The sequence below is a fragment of the Kaistella carnis genome (genome assembly GCF_003860585.1).
GTDB classification, from domain to species: domain Bacteria; phylum Bacteroidota; class Bacteroidia; order Flavobacteriales; family Weeksellaceae; genus Kaistella; species Kaistella carnis.
In genome coordinates this window covers 1,840,814-1,859,077 of the sequence record NZ_CP034159.1, presented here as the reverse complement: position 1 = coordinate 1,859,077, position 18,264 = coordinate 1,840,814, and the positions used below count along the sequence as shown (strand labels likewise).

At 36.9% G+C, this 18,264-nt stretch carries 23 protein-coding genes; 18 read left to right on the top strand and 5 right to left on the bottom strand.

The annotated features are described in order from the left end of the window. Nucleotides 1-104: 104 nt before the first annotated feature. The 3 genes from pncB to EIB73_RS08640 form a co-directional block, all read right to left on the bottom strand. The gene (gene pncB / locus EIB73_RS08650) at nucleotides 105-1,286 is read right to left on the bottom strand and encodes a nicotinate phosphoribosyltransferase (protein ID WP_125024522.1); all 1,182 of its coding nucleotides are present in this window, start codon (nucleotides 1,284-1,286) and stop codon (nucleotides 105-107) included. 87 nt (nucleotides 1,287-1,373) lie between these two features. Then, complete coding sequence (locus EIB73_RS08645; protein ID WP_125026086.1) at nucleotides 1,374-1,850, bottom strand: Dps family protein; 477 nt, start codon at nucleotides 1,848-1,850, stop codon at nucleotides 1,374-1,376. A gap of 104 nt (nucleotides 1,851-1,954) precedes the next feature. Continuing rightward, the gene (locus EIB73_RS08640) at nucleotides 1,955-3,586 is read right to left on the bottom strand and encodes a leucine-rich repeat domain-containing protein (protein ID WP_125024520.1); all 1,632 of its coding nucleotides are present in this window, start codon (nucleotides 3,584-3,586) and stop codon (nucleotides 1,955-1,957) included. A gap of 306 nt (nucleotides 3,587-3,892) precedes the next feature. Between EIB73_RS08640 and rpsL the strand changes: the two genes are divergently transcribed. The 6 genes from rpsL (at nucleotide 3,893) to EIB73_RS08610 (ending at nucleotide 8,628) form a co-directional block, all read left to right on the top strand. After that, on the top strand, nucleotides 3,893-4,303 hold the full coding sequence (gene rpsL / locus EIB73_RS08635; protein ID WP_125024518.1) for a 30S ribosomal protein S12: 411 nt from the start codon (nucleotides 3,893-3,895) through the stop codon (nucleotides 4,301-4,303). 25 nt (nucleotides 4,304-4,328) lie between these two features. After that, nucleotides 4,329-4,805, top strand: a complete 477-nt coding sequence (gene rpsG / locus EIB73_RS08630) for a 30S ribosomal protein S7 (protein ID WP_125024516.1) — start codon at nucleotides 4,329-4,331, stop codon at nucleotides 4,803-4,805. A 6-nt stretch (nucleotides 4,806-4,811) separates the two neighbouring features. Beyond that, nucleotides 4,812-6,929: an elongation factor G gene (gene fusA / locus EIB73_RS08625; RefSeq protein ID WP_125024514.1), complete on the top strand. Its 2,118-nt coding sequence runs from the start codon at nucleotides 4,812-4,814 to the stop codon at nucleotides 6,927-6,929. Between the two features lie 19 nt (nucleotides 6,930-6,948). Continuing rightward, nucleotides 6,949-7,254, top strand: coding sequence for a 30S ribosomal protein S10 (rpsJ, locus tag EIB73_RS08620; protein ID WP_002661363.1), 306 nt, complete (start codon nucleotides 6,949-6,951; stop codon nucleotides 7,252-7,254). A gap of 277 nt (nucleotides 7,255-7,531) precedes the next feature. Then, complete coding sequence (locus EIB73_RS08615) at nucleotides 7,532-7,804, top strand: DUF1294 domain-containing protein (protein WP_125024512.1); 273 nt, start codon at nucleotides 7,532-7,534, stop codon at nucleotides 7,802-7,804. Continuing rightward, nucleotides 7,801-8,628, top strand: coding sequence for a GLPGLI family protein (locus EIB73_RS08610; RefSeq protein ID WP_125024510.1), 828 nt, complete (start codon nucleotides 7,801-7,803; stop codon nucleotides 8,626-8,628). The genes EIB73_RS08615 and EIB73_RS08610 overlap by 4 nt, the downstream gene beginning before the upstream one ends. A 290-nt stretch (nucleotides 8,629-8,918) precedes the next feature. Here the strand turns inward: EIB73_RS08610 and EIB73_RS08605 are convergent, their stop codons facing one another. After that, on the bottom strand, nucleotides 8,919-11,594 hold the full coding sequence (locus EIB73_RS08605; RefSeq protein ID WP_125024508.1) for a hypothetical protein: 2,676 nt from the start codon (nucleotides 11,592-11,594) through the stop codon (nucleotides 8,919-8,921). Between the two features lie 2 nt (nucleotides 11,595-11,596). Next, a complete protein-coding gene (locus tag EIB73_RS08600) occupies nucleotides 11,597-12,565 on the bottom strand; it encodes a hypothetical protein (RefSeq protein ID WP_125024506.1) in 969 nt (322 codons plus the stop codon). Nucleotides 12,566-12,750: 185 nt separating this feature from the next. Here EIB73_RS08600 and rplC point away from each other — a divergent pair, with 185 nt between their 5' ends. The 12 genes from rplC (at nucleotide 12,751) to rplX (ending at nucleotide 18,255) form a co-directional block, all read left to right on the top strand. Then, a complete protein-coding gene (gene rplC, locus EIB73_RS08595) occupies nucleotides 12,751-13,377 on the top strand; it encodes a 50S ribosomal protein L3 (RefSeq protein ID WP_125024504.1) in 627 nt (208 codons plus the stop codon). Continuing rightward, the gene (gene rplD, locus EIB73_RS08590) at nucleotides 13,368-13,997 is read left to right on the top strand and encodes a 50S ribosomal protein L4 (RefSeq protein WP_125024502.1); all 630 of its coding nucleotides are present in this window, start codon (nucleotides 13,368-13,370) and stop codon (nucleotides 13,995-13,997) included. The genes rplC and rplD overlap by 10 nt, the downstream gene beginning before the upstream one ends. A gap of 3 nt (nucleotides 13,998-14,000) precedes the next feature. After that, on the top strand, nucleotides 14,001-14,288 hold the full coding sequence (gene rplW, locus EIB73_RS08585; RefSeq protein WP_125024500.1) for a 50S ribosomal protein L23: 288 nt from the start codon (nucleotides 14,001-14,003) through the stop codon (nucleotides 14,286-14,288). A gap of 18 nt (nucleotides 14,289-14,306) precedes the next feature. After that, a complete protein-coding gene (gene rplB / locus EIB73_RS08580; RefSeq protein WP_125024498.1) occupies nucleotides 14,307-15,128 on the top strand; it encodes a 50S ribosomal protein L2 in 822 nt (273 codons plus the stop codon). A gap of 2 nt (nucleotides 15,129-15,130) precedes the next feature. After that, entirely contained in the window at nucleotides 15,131-15,409 is a 279-nt protein-coding gene (gene rpsS, locus EIB73_RS08575) for a 30S ribosomal protein S19 (RefSeq protein ID WP_125024496.1), read from the top strand. A gap of 2 nt (nucleotides 15,410-15,411) precedes the next feature. Beyond that, nucleotides 15,412-15,813: a 50S ribosomal protein L22 gene (rplV, locus tag EIB73_RS08570; protein WP_125024494.1), complete on the top strand. Its 402-nt coding sequence runs from the start codon at nucleotides 15,412-15,414 to the stop codon at nucleotides 15,811-15,813. A 7-nt stretch (nucleotides 15,814-15,820) separates the two neighbouring features. Then, nucleotides 15,821-16,564: a 30S ribosomal protein S3 gene (rpsC, locus tag EIB73_RS08565; RefSeq protein ID WP_125024492.1), complete on the top strand. Its 744-nt coding sequence runs from the start codon at nucleotides 15,821-15,823 to the stop codon at nucleotides 16,562-16,564. 83 nt (nucleotides 16,565-16,647) lie between these two features. Beyond that, nucleotides 16,648-17,073: a 50S ribosomal protein L16 gene (gene rplP, locus EIB73_RS08560; protein ID WP_125024490.1), complete on the top strand. Its 426-nt coding sequence runs from the start codon at nucleotides 16,648-16,650 to the stop codon at nucleotides 17,071-17,073. An 11-nt stretch (nucleotides 17,074-17,084) separates the two neighbouring features. Beyond that, nucleotides 17,085-17,273, top strand: coding sequence for a 50S ribosomal protein L29 (gene rpmC, locus EIB73_RS08555; protein ID WP_125024488.1), 189 nt, complete (start codon nucleotides 17,085-17,087; stop codon nucleotides 17,271-17,273). A gap of 11 nt (nucleotides 17,274-17,284) precedes the next feature. Next, the gene (gene rpsQ / locus EIB73_RS08550; protein ID WP_088263399.1) at nucleotides 17,285-17,542 is read left to right on the top strand and encodes a 30S ribosomal protein S17; all 258 of its coding nucleotides are present in this window, start codon (nucleotides 17,285-17,287) and stop codon (nucleotides 17,540-17,542) included. Then, entirely contained in the window at nucleotides 17,542-17,910 is a 369-nt protein-coding gene (gene rplN / locus EIB73_RS08545; protein ID WP_031503404.1) for a 50S ribosomal protein L14, read from the top strand. Before rpsQ ends, rplN begins: the two co-directional genes overlap by 1 nt. 18 nt (nucleotides 17,911-17,928) lie before the next feature. Continuing rightward, complete coding sequence (gene rplX / locus EIB73_RS08540; RefSeq protein ID WP_125024486.1) at nucleotides 17,929-18,255, top strand: 50S ribosomal protein L24; 327 nt, start codon at nucleotides 17,929-17,931, stop codon at nucleotides 18,253-18,255. Nucleotides 18,256-18,264: the final 9 nt, after the last annotated feature.

Here is an 18,264-nt window from a genome sequence, read left to right as displayed (position 1 = left end):
TCAAAGCGGCATCCTTTTTCTTTTTTTTAGAGGGGAAATGCAATGGCAAAAAGAAAAAGATAGAGCGGCGAGCGGGATTAAGCTCCTAAAAAAATAAAATATAATTAATCTGTAATTCGTAAAAATTCTTTTGCCAGTTCGATCATTTTCGGGTCGCCCGTATATTTGCCGTGTTCGTCGGATAGTTTTACGGTTGGAATCCAGTCGCCGTGAATTGATTGTGCCGCAATAAGTTTCATAACGATGTTCATTGGTTTCAAGCCGACGTCGTTTGTCAGGTTGGTACCAATTCCGAAAGAAATTCCGATTCTGCCTTCGCAGGCTTTTGTAATTTCTTCCACTTTCTCCAGATTAAGTCCATCGGAGAAAATAATATATTTAAAGAGAGGATTGATGCCGTTTTTCTTGTAATGCTCAATGGTTTTGTTTGCGAATTCAATCGGATCGCCGCTGTCATGTCGAACACCGTCAAAAAGTTTTGCGAATTTTTTATCGAACTGTCGGAAGAAAACTTCGGTCGTGTACGTATCGGAGAGGGCAACTCCCAGATCACCACGGTAAACATCAACCCAATGTTCGAGCGAAAGTGCATTTGCCATCTTAAATCCGTATTCTGCCGCATGAAACATGAACCACTCGTGGGCGTGCGTGCCAATTGGTTTTACGCCATATTTCATAGCGAAATGTACGTTTGAGCTGCCGATGAAATTGCCTGACGTGTTATTTCTAACCAATGATTCTACGACCAAATCATGTACTTTATAAGAATGTCTTCGGCGCGTTCCAAATTCTGCAAAGGTCACCCTAAGACGTTGCAGCTGTTCTGCTTTTTCGAGTGTCTTCTGAATTACAGCATCATTGGAGTTTCTTTCCATATGATTCATTTCGTAGTGTAATTCAGAAATCAAAGCCAGGATCGGAACTTCCCATAAAATAGTACGGTACCATTCTCCTTCCACTGTCACTTCCAAAGTATCTTCGGTTTGGTGTATATGAACTTCGCTCGGATCGTAATGGTAACCGCCTAAAAAATCAAGATATGGTAAATCCAGGTACGGACAGGTTTCACGTAAGAACTGTTTCTCTTCCTTTGTTAATTTCAGTTCTGCCATTGCGTTCACCGACTTTCTGAGTTCTTCTGCGAATCCTTCTGGGAAATGATGTTTGCCCCGATTAATGAATTGGTATTTTACCTTCTCATTCGGGAAAAGTTTGATGACCGCATTTTGCATCGTGATCTTATAGAAATCATTATCTAGAATTGATTTTAATCGAACTTCAATCATAGTTTATGGTATATAAAAACAAATGTAAAAATTCAAAAACAAAAATCGCCTCTTTAAAGGCGATTTTATAATTTATTCGGGAAGTTTTTATTTTCCGAGGAAAGAATTGTACATCCAAACTTCTTTTTCCTGTTCGGTGATATAATCACTCATTTGCGAATTCGTTCCTTCGTCGCCGGCTTTTTCTGTCATTTCTAAAATTTCTCTCTGCAGATCAATCACGATCTTAAACGAGGCCAAAATGTTTTCGACCGCTTTGTTTGCATCAGAAACTTCTTTACTTTCCTGGATGGTTGAAAGGGTCAGATAATCAGAATAGTTGTGATTTGGAGTGGATCCTAACGTAAGAATTCTTTCTGCGATTTCATCAATTTTCAAAACTAAATTATTATAGAGTTCTTCAAATTTTGGATGAAGGGTGAAAAATTTGTCTCCTTTAATATTCCAGTGGGCACCTCTTGTGTTTTGGTAAAAAACAGAATAGTCGGCCAAAAGGATATTTAATTTATCTGAAATCTGTTTACAGTCGGTTTCCTTTAAACCAATAATTTTTGAATTGTTCATCATCTTTTAATTTAAAACTCAAAGATAGTGAAGATTTGAAGCATTTCAAAGTTTAGCTGATTGATGAGGGCTATTGATTTTATTTGCTCAATTTAATGAGTCAATTATATTTTGATTAATTTAAATGATTTCAATCCGCCGGAAGTTTTAATTGAAATAATATAAGTCGCAGAAGGCAAGTGATCCACATTGATTCTTTTTGACTTTTCGGTCATGATTAATTTTCCGCTTAAATCGAAAATGAAAACTTTTTCAATGTCGAGCTTGGAGGTTTTAATGTTAATGAAATCACTTGTGGGATTTGGATAGACCATTAGATCGACTTTAACTTCTGCAGTTCCTAATCCATTCTCCAAAGTCACAGGCTCCCGGAAGAAAGAAATTTCAAGCAGTTCTCTTGGGAGCTTTTCAAAATAATAAGCTTCACATGTGTAAGCGGTAAAATCTTCTTCTTCCACTTTGCTGATGTAGTAACTTTCCGTTGTAAGTGGAGTTTTTTGATCTAAATTTTTAAACCAGGTAAATTGATAGTCATCTCCGGAAAGAGATTGCGGCAAAGTCGCGGAGTTACCAAGCATCGCATAAACGGTTTTGGGCTCATCATACCGTTGGGGAGAAAATGTGAAATCAGTCAGCTTTTTTTCTTTTAACAAGAAGGTTTTGATATCTTCTTTTGAGAAACGATTATTATCAAGAAAGGTGAGTGCCGGAATCTGCTCCGGAATTTCGCCGGAAAGTTCATTTCCAGTGAGTGAAAGCATTTGAAGTTTTTTCAATTCCAATAAGGAGGAAGGAAATGCGCCTGATATTAAATTTTTATCCAAATAGATCTGTTCGAGATTTTGTAAGGCGCCGAGGTTTTCAAATCCACCTGATATTTTATTATCTGAGAAATTTAAATGGATGAGTTTCTGTAGTTGTGAAAGTTCGGCGGGAAAAGCAGTCATTTGATTACCGGCCAAAGAAAGCCATTCCAGATTTTTTGGGGCTGCTAAAGAATTTGTCAAATTTGCGGGAATTGCATTATTGCTTAAATCAAGTGATTGCAGTTGTGTAAGCGTATTGATTTCCGTCGGAATCTTCGTCAGTTGATTTCCGGAGAGATTCAATTCCTTTAAACCAATTAAAGTTGACAGATAATTAAATTTTTGCGCAATTTTATTGTTGCTTAAATTAAGCGACTCCAGTTTTGTTAAAGTTGAGATCTTTTGTGGCACGGCAGTTAAGCCACTATTTGACAGGTCAAGAATGATCACATTCGGAAAATTCTGCACGAAACCTTCAATATCTGAAAAGACAAATTGATTGTTTCCGAGGGAAATTTCTTGTAATTTCGAAAGGGGTACAATCGCGGAGGTTGGATCGCCCGTTAATCTGTTATTGCTAATATCAAGTCGCGTCAATTCCCCTAAACTTGAAACGGTGTTGGATGCTTCACCTTCCAGTTGGTTGGAGCTTAAATCCAGTTTTTCCAACTTGGTTAAGGAAGAAAGTGAAGATGGAAAATTTCCTTTCAGCGCATTTCCCCGAAGGTTGATCTCTGAGACGCTGCCTTTTTTTATTTTGATTCCATACCAATACCGCGGATCTTTGTCTAAGTCCCATTTGGTGCTCCAGTTTTCGCCATGAGTTGCTGTAAAAAGCTGAACAAGGGCGCTTCTCTCCGCAAATGAAATGGACCATTTTTGAGAAAAACATAGCGGAGAAAGGAAAAGAAAAAGTAAAATTTTATTCAAACGGTTTGTGTTTTTAGAGGCTACAAATATATTATAAATGTTGATTGGTTAGGATGATCTTAGAAAAATTTTCTACTCATTATATATTAACTTTATTAGAGGACTTTATTCAATTTCACAGTACCTCTAAATATGGGGATTTCAACAAAATTTTCACTATATATATTACGTATCGCCTGGGATTTTCATTATCAAACATGAATTAATTTGACCGGTATTTATTAAAAAATGTAAATATTTGTAAATCAGTGATTGCCAATTGGAAATAATTTCCTATTTTTGCCCCCTAAAATAAAAAGCAATTAAATGCCTACTATTCAACAATTAGTAAGAAAAGGAAGAGTCTCGCTTGCCAAGAAGAGCAAATCGGCTGCCCTTGAATCTTGTCCACAAAGACGAGGTGTATGTACAAGAGTATACACCACAACTCCAAAGAAACCAAACTCTGCACTTAGAAAAGTTGCCAGAGTTAGACTTTCTAATGGTAAAGAAGTTAACGCCTATATCCCGGGCGAAGGACATAATCTTCAAGAGCACTCGATAGTATTGGTTAGAGGCGGAAGGGTGAAAGACCTACCGGGAGTACGTTATCACATTGTTCGTGGAGCTTTGGATACCGCAGGAGTAGCTGGGAGAACCCAGAGAAGATCTAAGTACGGAGCTAAAAGACCAAAACCAGGTCAAGCAGCAGCACCTGCAAAAGGTAAGAAAAAGTAATCATTAATTAGTAAGAAACGAAACAATGAGAAAGACAAAAGCGAAAAAAAGACCGTTGTTACCGGATCCTAAATTTAATGATCAACTGGTAACGAGATTTGTAAACAATTTGATGTTTGATGGTAAAAAATCTATCGCATTCAAAATTTTCTATGATGCTATTGATATCGTAGAAAGCAAAAAAGGAGATAACGAAAAGCCTGCTCTGGAAATCTGGAAAGATGCTTTAACAAACGTTATGCCTCACGTAGAAGTACGTTCAAGAAGAATCGGTGGTGCAAACTTCCAGATTCCAATGCCAATTCGTGCAGATAGAAAAATTTCTATGGCAATGAAATGGTTAATCAAATATTCAACTGCAAGAAACGATAAATCAATGGCTCAGAAATTAGCTGCTGAAGTAATCGCTGCTGCAAAAGAAGAAGGTGCTGCTTATAAAAAGAAAACAGACACTCACAGAATGGCTGAAGCAAATAAAGCATTTTCCCACTTTAAATTCTAATCTGAAATGGCAAGAGATCTTAAACTTACAAGAAACATTGGTATCGCTGCACACATTGATGCGGGGAAAACCACCACGACAGAAAGAATTTTATTTTATTCCGGAAAGAATCATAAAATTGGTGAAACCCATGAAGGTGGTGCTACTACCGACTGGATGGAGCAGGAAGCTGAAAGAGGGATTACCATTACATCTGCAGCAGTAACTGTAGACTGGAAATTTCCAACTGAGCAAGGAAAACCTCTTCCGGACGCAAAAAATTATCATTTCAACATTATCGATACACCGGGACACGTTGATTTTACCGTAGAGGTAAATAGATCACTTCGTGTACTTGACGGACTTGTATTTCTTTTCTCTGCAGTAGACGGAGTAGAGCCTCAGTCTGAAACGAACTGGAGACTTGCAGACAACTACAAAGTTGCGCGTATGGGCTTCGTAAACAAGATGGACAGACAGGGAGCTGACTTCCTGAACGTTTGTAAGCAGGTGAAAGAAATGCTTGGTTCTAACGCAGTTCCAATCGTATTGCCAATCGGTGACGAAGCTGATTTCAAAGGTGTTGTTGACTTGGTTAAAAACCGTGCGATTGTATGGCACGATGAAAACCACGGTTCTACCTTTGATATTGTAGAAATCCCAGCTGAAATGGCTGACGAAGTGAAGCAGTACAGAGCACAGCTGATTGAGGAAATCGCGGCTTACGATGAAAATCTTTTGGAGAAATTTATGGAAGACGAAAATTCCATTACCGAAGAAGAAGTTCACACTGCACTTAGAGCTGCAACCCTTGATATGAGTATTATTCCGATGACTTGTGGTTCTTCATTTAAAAATAAAGGAGTTCAGTTCATGCTTGATGCGGTATGTAGATACCTTCCATCTCCAATGGATAAAGAAGCAATCGATGGTATAGATCCAAGAACAGATGAGCCTATTTCAAGAAAGCCTTCCATTACGGAACCTTTCGCGGCATTGGCGTTTAAGATTGCAACCGATCCTTTCGTAGGAAGGCTGGCATTCTTTAGAGCCTATTCAGGTCGACTGGATGCTGGTTCTTATGTTCTTAATACAAGATCAAACAGTAAAGAAAGAATCTCCCGTATTTTCCAGATGCATGCTAATAAACAAGAGCCAATCGAGTTTATCGAGGCTGGAGATATTGGTGCTGCAGTTGGATTTAAATCCATCAAAACTGGTGATACGCTTTGTGACGAGAAACATCCGATCGTTCTTGAATCTATGGTATTCCCTGATCCTGTAATTGGTATCGCGGTAGAACCTAAGACAAAAGCTGACCAAGATAAAATGGGTAATGCTTTGGCAAAATTAGCTGAAGAAGATCCTACTTTCCAGGTTAAAACTGACGAAGCTTCAGGACAAACGATCATCTCCGGTATGGGTGAGCTTCACCTCGACATTATTGTTGACCGTATGAGAAGAGAGTTTAAAGTAGAGGTTAACCAAGGTGAACCACAGGTAGAATATAAAGAAAACCTTACTCAAGTTGCTCCCCACAGAGAAGTTTATAAAAAACAATCTGGTGGACGTGGTAAATTTGCTGATATCGTGTTTGAATTGGCTCCGGCTGATGACAACAAACCAGGTCTTGAATTCGTGAACGAAATCAAAGGAGGTAATATTCCGAAAGAATTTATTCCTTCCGTAGAAAAAGGTTTCAAAGAAGCGATGAAGAATGGTCCTTTAGCAGGTTTCGAAGTTGAAGGAATCAAAGTAACCTTGAAAGACGGTTCGTTCCACCCGGTGGATTCCGATGCACTTTCTTTCGAACTTGCAGCGAAAATGGGCTTCAAAGAAGCTGGTAAAAAAGCGAAACCGGTAATCATGGAACCAATCATGAAAATTGAAGTGGTAACTCCAGAGGAATACATGGGTGATATCGTAGGTGACCTTAACAAAAGAAGAGGTACTGTAAACGGTATGGATGACCGTAACAATGCGAAAGTAATTAAAGGATTCGTTCCACTTTCGGAAATGTTCGGTTATGTAACTACATTGAGAACCCTTTCTTCAGGTAGAGCAACATCTTCTATGGAATTCGAAAAATACGAAGCAGCACCACAAAACGTCGCTGAAAAAGTAATCGAAAAAGCAAGAGGTTAATTATTTAAATTAGATCAAAATGTCACAAAGAATCAGAATAAAATTAAAATCTTACGATTACAATTTGGTAGACAAATCTGCTGAGAAAATCGTAAAAACGGTAAAAGCTACCGGTGCTGTTGTAAACGGTCCGATTCCTTTGCCAACGAATAAGAGAATCTTCACTGTGTTGAGATCTCCTCACGTAAACAAGAAAGCAAGAGAACAGTTCCAACTATCTGCACACAAAAGATTGATGGACATCTATTCTTCTTCTTCTAAAACTGTAGATGCTTTAATGAAATTAGAGTTACCTTCAGGAGTTGACGTAGAAATTAAAGTGTGATAATTTGCACTTTGCTATGATAATAAATCCCTTTTCGAAAGATTAGGGATTTTTTAATTGTTCAAAGTTTCCAGTCTTTGACAAAGTTTGTAAAAAGCAGTCTTGATCAGAAGCAACAAGATTTTTCCCACTCTTCAAAACCAGTCCCGCTTTCCATTGCAATCTTTTTTCGCCGCAGCAAAGCAACCGCAAAAAAAAAGGATTTCCATTGCAATCGGGGCTAGAATATCAGACAGTACTATTTCCAAAAATACACTAATTTTAGTATTTTTACTAAATGAACGAATTTTCCACGGCCTTTTTGGCAACCTTGAATATCGGTAGTTTTATTTACTTCGGAGTCGACAAACGGAAATCAAAAAAAAACAAACAGCGTATTCCGGAAAGATCATTACTAATAATGACCCTTTTTGGCGGAACAATCGGTTCTGTTTTAGGAATGTTAATTTTTAATCATAAAATCTGCAAGAGAAATTTCGTCTTCAAAATTTTGGCGATAATCGTGATTCAGATTTTAGTAATATATTTGATTTACAATTATTACAAATGAAATATCTCCTCCTTCTTCTTTTCCCATTTTTCATTTCCGCCCAAACGCATCGTTTCATCTACGAATATCAATTCAAAAGTGATTCACTTGCCAAAGAGCTGACCAAAGAAAATATGATTCTGGACATCAATCCTGATGAAATTAAATTCTATCCGTATTTTTTTGCCGAAAACGATTCCATTTATAAACTCAAAAATAATAACAATTCAAGTTGGGATGATCTTCTTCCTGTAATAACCAGAAGTCGGAACACCAATAAAAATACTTCTTATGTTTTACTAAATGATCTTTTCAGCGTTCAAACCGTAGATCCAATCAATTGGAAATTATCTACCGAAACAAAAAAGGTTGGAAATTATAGTCTTCAAAAAGCAACAACAACTTTTGGCGGCAGAAACTGGACCGCTTGGTTTAATACAGAAATCAATTTGAATGAAGGTCCTTATAAATTTCGCGGTTTACCAGGATTAATTTTCGAAATTTCTGATGATAGAAATAACTTCAGTTTTAGTCTGGTGAAAAGTTACCAACTTAAATCAACGTATGACACTTCTGACTTTTTAGAATCATTTGCCGGTCAAAAATCCGTTCCGATCACCGAAAAAATGCTCCTTAAAAAACAGTTGGAATTATTTAATGATCCATTGCAGGATTTCAAAGAGATGTTTAAAAACAGCAAAGGGGAAGGTTCATTTTCCGTAATGGGAGTCAAAATAAAAAGTCTCGACCAGTTCAAAGAATTAACCACAATGACGCAGGAAAGAATGCGAAAGGAGAACAATCCTATCGAACTGGATAAAGTCATTCACTATCCGAAAAAATAGAATTGAGATTTTCGTTAAACCTTGTCAAGGTTCTGAACCTTTACAAGGTTAGTCAAAGTTCAATCTTTAGATTTTGCGACTGATAAAATTTAATTTCAGTACACTTTAATGTTAAATAAAAAAGGAATCGCAGTGATTCCTTTTTTGATTTTCTCTCTTTACAAAATTACCATCAATAAAATTACTTCTTTTTCACCTTGCTCAATGGAACGGCTTTGCGATCTTAAATAAACAGTTTTATTATTCAAAGAATAGTTTGTACATCTTTGCGTGAAAATTTAATTCACGTATTAATTTCGTTTCATGAAATAATCATAATACGAACAACTTCCCTGCAGTGATTTTGAAGATTGAGTATGACCATAATTCTTTTTTAGTTCGGCAAAATAGGTTTTGTATTTTTGATATTGCATGGCATTGATTTTCTGTGCATGTTCCTCCTGCTTTTTCGAATAATCCGGATCATCATATTTCAGATCGAGGGATTGTTTTTCTGCATACTGATAAAATTTCCCCTGTTCTGCACTTGCCATTTGAAATAGAATTCTGGCTTTCTGTTCCTCATCGTGACTTTGTTTCAAAGCCTTCTGATAATAATCGATAGAAAGGTCAAAATTGTCCGGTTCTATAAAGCTGTTCCATGTAAAGTTTTTATAGTAGTATTTGAATGTTGGTTCGTCGGTATTATAAAAGTGAAATTTGGGACTGTTTTCATTGTCAATATCCATTACAAAAACATGTCGGTAATATCCAAGAATCGAAGTGTTGTACAAAAGATTTCCAATCAGTTGATTTGCCTGAGATGCTTTTGTGCCGCTTCCCATTCCAATTTTCTTTAATTCAATCAGTGCGCCGGCAAGTTCAGACTTGTTCATCGTATTTTTGATGAAATCAAATCCTTCAAAATTCTCCGGTTTCATACTTTGCGTTTCCGGACTGTTGAAACTTTCCCAATTATTATGTCCGAAAATCAAAGAAGAGATATTTTGGAATCCATTATAAGCATCGCCATAATTTATTTTCTTAACAATAGGTTTTTCACCTTCCTGCCAATCGTAATCAAATCGCGGTATTCCCGAAAATCCTTTCGCCTTATCATATAAAGACTTCGCTTTTTCGAAATTCGCCAGTCGCATTTCGCGGTCTCCATAAATCACATTGAAGAACGCCTGTATATTTCCGACATCATCAATGTTTTTTGCAATGATCTTTTGTTCTAAACTGGACTTGTTCGGTTTTTTATAAAAGTCTTCTACACTCTTCACCAACTTAGAATTTGGATTATACTGCAGATCTGAAAGTTTGTTGCTCATTAAAAAAGACTTTCCTTCTTCGCCCTGTATAAAATATCGGTTCGCCAAAATATCCCGGATAAAATCTTGCGTGGCATTACGATCATCACCATAATAATCCGGCGTGAATTCGGAAGAAGTCATCGCTCCAAAAAGTTCCGGATAAGTGTTCATCAAATGTTCCTCGTATTCGGCGGTAATTTTTGGTTGTGACACAATATCATTCAGCATTTTCATGCGGTTGATCTCTGTAATGTATTCCGGATTCGTCGTTTTAATTTGGTTTAAAGTTTCTGTACTTTTTTTATAATCCTTTTTTAGAAATGAAAGATATGCATCGGCAATTTGCCAAAACTCATCACTGGATTTTTCTTTAATTTTAGCCGTGATCTTTTCAAATCCATCCAGGTAATTTTCTGAGCGTTCGTCCGTCCAAAGATTCGTATTTTCAGTATAGAAAGGAATACGGTTGGGGTTTTTTAATAAATCACTGTCATTCTGATCACTTGCTTTTGTCGGAACTTCTTTCTTGTCTGAACTGAATAAGTTGCTAAAGAAGTTTTTAATCTTTTGCCAAAAGCTGAGTTCTGTAGAAACCGTATTTTTCTCCGTTTGTGGACTTTGATCTTTGGTAACAGTACTATTGCTGTTATCTTTATTATCTGCGGCGAAATAAATGGGCAGATAACTTCTTTCCAGATCGTTGATACTTCTTGCAGCAAGAACTTTTAGGATTTCAGAGTTCGGATCAATGTCGTACATCTTTTCCATCATAGGAACGGGATTATTAAAATCCTCATACCCCAAAAGAAAATACGCCATATTTTTTTCCTGAGGCGTTTGGGCTTTTTTCAGCAGATTGTCAAAAGAAGCTGAGTCCGATAATCGCATGGAGACAAAGGCACTTTCTTTCCTGCTTTTACTGTTCATAAAAACCTGAAAGAAATTATAGTTCGCTTCACTGCTCATTTTCAAACCACGCTGTGCGCCCGCCAATTGATCCAACGCCATGAAATAAGGAGCTGATTTTATTTTCAAAGGCTCCACAAACTCCCGGAAAGCGTCCGTTGACGAGGCGTAATTTCTGGTGTAGTGATTAAACCGTACAAGTTGATAGCCATAACGCAATTTAATTTCCGGGTTTTTTGCTGCATTGTAAAGGGAAGTTAGCGCTGCCACCGTTTTGTCATAATCAAGTTGCGTCGCATTTTTAGCATTTTCATCGCCGGAATAATACCAGGAATCCGGACTTTCAATATAATTGATGCGCATAAATGGTTCCAGATATTTGGCTTCAATCAGATAGTCAATTCCTTCTTTGTACTTTTCATAGCTTCCCAGTTTCTGTAAAAGAGAATTTCCCGAACTTCCTTTTTTAAAGCTATTCAATTCTTCCATGGGCGCTTTCTCCACCAGGAATTTCGTCTCCTTATAATTCAAGGTGTTGCCGAAATACTTTTGCCAGCTTTCGATATTCTCGTCCGGAATCTCATAATGCTCATGTCCGTAAAAACGGTTAGACAAAGTATGGAGAAAAGGCAGATAGCTTTTATCTTTAATAATGCTTTGCGTAAACAGATTGAAATATTCGTAATCCGGATCGTACCAGGCGCAGGCCTCCGATTTCGAATACATGAGAAAAAACAGGGCGGTGGATAGAATAGCTTTTTTCATAATTATAGTGCGTGGTGTTCTGTAAATTTACGATCCAGATGATAATATACAATAGTGTAACCCGGGATTTTTTTATCAAGATAGTTTTTAACTTCTTTTAATTGCTCTTCAGAAATCTCTTCTGCTTTTATAGTGAAGCCTTTGTTCAGATAATTGCCGAAATAGAAACCGTCTTTCATAATTTCAACTTCAGTCTCTGATATTTTTTTAAAGTTGGGATTTTCTAAATCGGCAGTGGAAAGCGCATTGATCAGTTTATGTTTTCCTACGTGATTGGTCACAATTCCCCAGGAGTAGATGGGCAGCGCAACATCCATTTTAAGTGGATAGGCTTGAATGTTGTTCAGATAATTTTTTAAAGTCGGAATATCAAGAATTGAATTACGGTCAGAATTCTCCAGAGGCGAAGAAGTAGAGTAGCACATCAGGTAAACTTTCCCCACCGGCGGGATGCCGGAGAGTTTACTGTTTTTTACCTGATGAAGTCTGAGCGTGCAGGTGATCTCCTTTTTTGACCGCTTTTGAAGTCGGATTAAAAATTCAAAATATTCTTTTTTTGTTCCCGCTGTCCAGTCGCAGTCGATCTGTATTTCTTTGGAGGGTTTGAAACCAAATTCGTTCTGTTTTTTCTTAATTAAAGAAGAAATATTCTCCACAAGAAAATCCAGGTCATCTGAAGTAGTATTATAAAACACATCATTTTTTATGAAGATAACCGGCACGATTTCTTTGTCAGTTATAAAAGTGTTATCTTTTGTAATGACAGCCACGGGCCGAAATTTTCCATCTACCTTTTCAATATCAAAAAATCGAATATAAAGGTAAGTGACACTCGCGTTTTTAAGTGCTGCTTTTTCTTCATGATTTAGGGAAAGATGCGTTCGCCAAAAATAAAAGGTGTAAGGATGCTGCTGATTATTTTCACAAGACAGGAGAAATGCGAAAAGAAAAATGAAACAGAATATTTTCATGTGATAAAAGTATAAAAAATTGTAATATGTTAAAAATCAAAATATTTTAAGGTCTTATATTGTCAATTAAAATATTCTTCATACATTTGCACACTCAATTTAAGGAAGAAGTGCGCCTATTTCAAAAGTAGAAATCACCACCACCTTGATTGACAAACCAGAACTTAATTAGATATATATAAACAATGTCAGGTATTATTGGTAAAAAAATCGGGATGACATCGCTGTTTGACGAAGCTGGGAAGAATATTCCTTGTACCGTTATTCAAGCAGGTCCATGCTCGGTTTTACAGGTCAGAACCGTTGAAAAGGATGGGTACAAAGCTGCTCAACTTGGTTTCGATGACAAGAGTGAAAAGAACGTTGGTAAAGCGTTAGCCGGCCACTTTAAAAAGGCAGGTTCAGCTCCAAAAGCTAAATTAGTAGAATTCTATCATGAATTCGTAGAAAAATTAAGCGTAGGAGACGAAGTGAAAGTGAACTTATTTGCTCAAGGCGAATATGTTGACGTAACAGGAACTTCAAAAGGTAAAGGTTTCCAAGGGGTTGTGAAAAGACACAATTTTGCGGGGGTAATGCAAGCAACTCACGGACAGCATAACCGATTAAGAGCCCCGGGTTCTATTGGTGCAGGTTCCGATCCATCTCGTGTATTCAAAGGAATGCGTATGGCGGGAAGAATGGGTGGTAAGCAAGTTACCGTACAAAACCTAGAAGTGTTAAGAGTAGATGAAGAGCAAAATCTTTTAGTAGTAAAAGGCGCTGTTCCGGGAGCAAAAAATTCTTATGTAATTATTAGAAAATGGAATTAGTAGTATTTAATACATCAGGAAAAGAAACCGGAAGAAAAGTAACTCTAGACGAAGCAATCTTCGGAATTGAGCCAAATCAGCACGCGGTTTACTTAGAAGTGAAGCAATATCTTGCGGCACAGAGACAAGGAACTCACAAATCGAAAGAGAGAAGTGAAATTACAGGATCAACCAAGAAACTTAAGAAACAAAAAGGGTCAGGATCTGCTAGATATGGTGATATCAAATCGCCAGTTTTCAGAGGTGGAGGTCGTATTTTCGGTCCAAAACCAAGAGATTACCGTTTCAAGCTGAACAAAGCTTTGAAAAGATTGGCTAAAAAATCAGTTCTTTCACAAAAAATGAGAGATAATTCAATTAAAGTTTTAGAATCGTTTAATTTCGATGCTCCTAAAACTAAAGAATTTATCACTTTGAACAATGCGTTAGGATTTGAAGGTAAAAAAGCTTTATATATTTTACCGGAAGCAAACAAGAACGTTTACTTGTCTTCAAGAAACTTGGCAAAAACCAAAGTTTTGACATACAATGAAATTAGTTCTTATGACTTGGTACACGCTGGAGAGATCGTATTCTTAGAAGGTGCAATAGAGAAATTTCAAGAAAATTTAAGAAAATAAATCATGTCAGTTATTATTAAACCAATTATCTCAGAAAAAGCAAACTATCTTACAGATTTGAGAGGAGCTTATTCTTTTTTAGTTAACCCTAAATCGAATAAAATCCAGATCAGAAATGCAGTAGAGCAGCTTTACGGTGTTAAAGTAGCAGACGTTAGAACCATGATTTATGCGCCTAAAGTTTCTTCGAAACACACCAAAAAAGGATTACAGGTTGGGAAAACCAACAAATTGAAAAAAGCAATCGTATCCCTTGCAGAAGGAGAAGTGATTGATATTTTTGCAAATTAATTAATATAAATAATAGTAATGTCTGTTAGAAAATTAAAACCTATCACCCCGGGACAGAGATTCAGAGTTGTAAACAACTTTGAGGAAATTACTACCAACAAACCAGAGAAATCTCTAACCGTTGGTATTAGTAAGTCAGGTGGTCGTAACAATACTGGTAAAATGACCATGCGTTACACCGGAGGTGGACACAAACAAAAATACAGAATTATCGACTTCAAAAGAAACAAGTTTGATGTTGAAGCTACGGTAAAATCTGTTGAGTATGATCCAAATAGAACTGCTTTCATCGCACTATTGGAATACGCAGATGGAGAGAAGAGATATATCATCGCTCCAAACGGTATCAAAGTAGATCAGAAAGTAATCTCCTCTGAAGCCGCAGAACCAAATGTTGGTAATGCAATGAAGTTGAAAAACATTCCTTTGGGAACTGTAATTTCTTGTATCGAATTGAAGCCTGGTCAAGGTGGAATTATGGCAAGAAGTGCAGGATCATCGGCACAGTTAACTTCTAGAGATAAAAAATATGTGATCATTAAATTACCTTCAGGAGAATCTAGAATGGTTCTTGCAGAATGTATGGCAATGATTGGATCGGTATCTAACCACGATCACCAGTTAACCGTTTCAGGTAAAGCCGGTAGAAGCAGATGGTTGGGTAGAAGACCTAGAACAAGACCAGTAGTAATGAACCCTGTAGATCACCCAATGGGAGGTGGTGAAGGTAAATCTTCTGGAGGTCACCCAAGATCAAGAAATGGTATGCCTGCTAAAGGTTACAAAACCAGAAAGAAAAACAAAGCGTCTAACCGACACATCATATCTAAAAGAAAATAATTATGTCAAGATCACTTAAGAAAGGACCTTTTATTGCACACACTTTAGATAAGAAGGTTCAGACAAATATAGAGTCTGGTAAGAAGACAGTAATCAAAACTTGGTCTAGAGCATCAATGATCTCTCCAGACTTCGTAGGACAAACCATCGCAGTACACAACGGGAAATCTTTTATCCCGGTTTATGTAACTGAAAATATGGTAGGTCATAAGTTAGGCGAATTTTCTCCGACAAGATCTTTTAGAGGTCACGGCGGTAACAAAAATAAAGGAGGTAGATAATCATGGGATCAAGAAAAAGAGAAAGTGCATTAGCACGTAAAATAGCAAATCAAGATGTAGCAAAAGCGTTACATAATGACTGCCCTTCTTCTCCAAGAAAAATGAGATTGGTAGCAGATATCATTAGAGGAGTTGAAGTAGATAAAGCGTTAAGTATCCTAAAATATTCCAAGAAAGATGCTTCTAACAAATTAGAGAAAGTACTTCTTTCTGCGATGGCAAACTGGCAATCAAAGAATGAAGGTGCTGATATCGAAGAAGCAAACTTAATCGTAAAAGAAATTATGGTTGACAGTGCAAGACAATTGAAGAGACTAAGACCAGCACCACAAGGTAGAGGTCATAGAATCAGAAAAAGATCAAACCACATCACTTTAATTTTAGGAACTAAAGATAATAAATAATCAAGGTATGGGACAGAAGACAAATCCAATTGGTAACAGATTAGGTATCATCAGAGGATGGGATTCAAACTGGTATGGTGGTAAAGATTATGGAGACAGAATCGCAGAAGACTACAAGATCAGAAGATACCTTGAGGCGAGATTATCTAAAGGTGGAATTTCAAAAATCTTTATCGAAAGAACATTGAAATTAGTCACTATTACAATTACAACTGCCAGACCCGGTTTAATCATCGGTAAAGGAGGACAGGAAGTTGATAAATTAAAAGAAGAATTAAAAAAATTGACGGATAAAGACATCCAGATCAATATCTTCGAAATCAAAAGACCTGAACTTGACGCAGTTTTAGTTGCAGACAGTATTGCAAAGCAAATAGAAAACAGAATCTCTTATAGAAGAGCCGTGAAAATGGCAATTCAAAGCACCATGAGAATGGGAGCGGAAGGAATTAAAGTTCAAATCTCTGGTAGATTAAACGGAGCTGAGATGGCAAGAAGCGAATCTTTCAAAGACGGAAGAATCCCATTGTCAACCTTTAGAGCAGATATCGATTACCATATCGGTGAAGCACTTACTCAGTACGGTAAATTAGGGGTTAAAGTTTGGATTATGAAAGGCGAAGTTTACGGAAAAAGAGACCTTAGCCCACTCGTAGGACAACAGAAAAAAGGACCTGCAGGAAGAGGAGATCGTAACGATCGTAATGACAGAAGAGAAAGAGACGACCGTAGACCAAGAGATAGAAAATAATTAATGAAATTTTGGAGGATATTTTTTAAATGACCGTTACTTTTTTAAAATCTAAAATCTAAAATCTAAAATTCCTAGAAATTATGTTACAACCAAAAAGAACCAAATTCCGTAAAGTTCACAAGATGAAAATGAAGGGGATTGCTCAAAGAGGCAGTCAACTCGCTTACGGAACTTTCGGTATCAAAGCCAATGAAGGTGCTTGGATTACTGCAAGACAAATTGAAGCCGCGCGTATTGCTGCGACAAGATATATGAAAAGGGAGGGTCAGTTATGGATCAAAATATTCCCAGATAAACCAATTACTAAAAAACCAGCCGAAGTAAGGATGGGGAAAGGAAAAGGTGCTGTAGAATATTGGGTATCTGTAGTGAAACCTGGTAAAATTATGTTCGAAGTTGGAGGTGTTCCTTACGATGTGGCAAAAGAAGCATTGCGTCTTGCTGCTCAGAAGCTTCCGGTAACTACAAGATTTGTAGTGGCGAATGATTTTGTTCAACCTCAATAATCTGAATTATTATGAAAAAAGCTGACATCAAAAATCTAAGCGCAGGAGATCTTCAAGCAAAATTAGCTGAAACTAAAGCAGATTTCAACAAATTGAAATTATCGCACAGCGTAAGCCCAATTGAAAATCCTATTCAAATCAGAGACATGAGAAGAACAATCGCACGTCTGGAAACTGAATTAACACTTAAACAACAATAGAATTTCATTTTATCATGGATAGAAATTTAAGAAAAGAAAGAATCGGAATTGTTTCCAGCAATAAAATGGAAAAGACCATTGTTGTAAGTGAAACTACGAGAGTAAAACACCCAATGTACGGTAAATTCGTTCTAAAAACGAAAAAATATACCGCTCATGACGAGAACAACGAGTGTACAGAAGGCGATACAGTATTAATTACTGAAACAAGACCTTTGAGTAAAAGTAAGAGATGGAGATTAGTACGAATCATTGAAAAAGCTAAGTAATGTTACAAACCGAATCAAGATTAAAAGTTGCTGATAACACAGGTGCGAAAGAAGTACTGGTGATCAGAGTTCTGGGAGGAACCAGAAGAAGATATGCTTCAGTTGGTGATAAGATCGTAGTAACTATCAAAGATTCTACACCACAAGGAAACGCAAAAAAAGGAACCGTATCTAAAGCAGTAGTCGTAAGAACCAAAAAAGCAGTTAGAAGAAAAGATGGATCATACATCAAATTCGATGACAATGCTTGTGTGCTTCTTAACGCTGCCGGCGAAATGAGAGGAACCCGTGTTTTTGGTCCTGTTGCACGTGAACTAAGAGACAAAGAATATATGAAAGTCATTTCATTAGCTCCTGAAGTACTTTAATTTTAAAATTTACAAAAAATGACAAAGTTAAAAATCAAAAGAGGAGATAACGTAATCATCACTACCGGAAAGAAAGCAATTAAAGGTAAAACTGGTGAAGTTATTGAAGTGATCAGAAAAGAAGGCAAAGACGCAAGAGTAATTGTTGCAGGTTTGAATATTGTTAAAAAACATACCAAACCATCTGCAGGAAATCCACAAGGCGGAATTGTAGAAAAAGAAGCATCTATACACATTTCAAATGTTATGCTTATCGACAAAAACGGTAAAGCAACCAAAACAGGAAGTAAAGTAGAAGGTGATAAAAAAGTAAGAGTTGCTAAAACAACCGGTGAAACTTTATAATATAAAAGA

Bases quoted from the DNA above. Each gene is read 5' to 3' on its own strand.
- rpmC (WP_125024488.1), top strand. From the start codon at position 17,085: ATGAAAAAAGCTGACATCAAAAATCTAAGCGCAGGAGATCTTCAAGCA.
- EIB73_RS08605 (WP_125024508.1), bottom strand. From the start codon at position 11,594: ATGAAAAAAGCTATTCTATCCACCGCCCTGTTTTTTCTCATGTATTCG.
- rpsG (WP_125024516.1), top strand. From the start codon at position 4,329: ATGAGAAAGACAAAAGCGAAAAAAAGACCGTTGTTACCGGATCCTAAA.
- rplC (WP_125024504.1), top strand. From the start codon at position 12,751: ATGTCAGGTATTATTGGTAAAAAAATCGGGATGACATCGCTGTTTGAC.
- rplD (WP_125024502.1), top strand. From the start codon at position 13,368: ATGGAATTAGTAGTATTTAATACATCAGGAAAAGAAACCGGAAGAAAA.
- EIB73_RS08600 (WP_125024506.1), bottom strand. From the start codon at position 12,565: ATGAAAATATTCTGTTTCATTTTTCTTTTCGCATTTCTCCTGTCTTGT.
- rpsJ (WP_002661363.1), top strand. From the start codon at position 6,949: ATGTCACAAAGAATCAGAATAAAATTAAAATCTTACGATTACAATTTG.
- rpsL (WP_125024518.1), top strand. From the start codon at position 3,893: ATGCCTACTATTCAACAATTAGTAAGAAAAGGAAGAGTCTCGCTTGCC.
- rplX (WP_125024486.1), top strand. From the start codon at position 17,929: ATGACAAAGTTAAAAATCAAAAGAGGAGATAACGTAATCATCACTACC.
- EIB73_RS08615 (WP_125024512.1), top strand. From the start codon at position 7,532: ATGAACGAATTTTCCACGGCCTTTTTGGCAACCTTGAATATCGGTAGT.
- EIB73_RS08610 (WP_125024510.1), top strand. From the start codon at position 7,801: ATGAAATATCTCCTCCTTCTTCTTTTCCCATTTTTCATTTCCGCCCAA.
- rplP (WP_125024490.1), top strand. From the start codon at position 16,648: ATGTTACAACCAAAAAGAACCAAATTCCGTAAAGTTCACAAGATGAAA.
- rplN (WP_031503404.1), top strand. From the start codon at position 17,542: ATGTTACAAACCGAATCAAGATTAAAAGTTGCTGATAACACAGGTGCG.
- EIB73_RS08645 (WP_125026086.1), bottom strand. From the start codon at position 1,850: ATGAACAATTCAAAAATTATTGGTTTAAAGGAAACCGACTGTAAACAG.
- rplV (WP_125024494.1), top strand. From the start codon at position 15,412: ATGGGATCAAGAAAAAGAGAAAGTGCATTAGCACGTAAAATAGCAAAT.
- rpsC (WP_125024492.1), top strand. From the start codon at position 15,821: ATGGGACAGAAGACAAATCCAATTGGTAACAGATTAGGTATCATCAGA.
- fusA (WP_125024514.1), top strand. From the start codon at position 4,812: ATGGCAAGAGATCTTAAACTTACAAGAAACATTGGTATCGCTGCACAC.
- rplW (WP_125024500.1), top strand. From the start codon at position 14,001: ATGTCAGTTATTATTAAACCAATTATCTCAGAAAAAGCAAACTATCTT.
- pncB (WP_125024522.1), bottom strand. From the start codon at position 1,286: ATGATTGAAGTTCGATTAAAATCAATTCTAGATAATGATTTCTATAAG.
- rpsS (WP_125024496.1), top strand. From the start codon at position 15,131: ATGTCAAGATCACTTAAGAAAGGACCTTTTATTGCACACACTTTAGAT.
- rplB (WP_125024498.1), top strand. From the start codon at position 14,307: ATGTCTGTTAGAAAATTAAAACCTATCACCCCGGGACAGAGATTCAGA.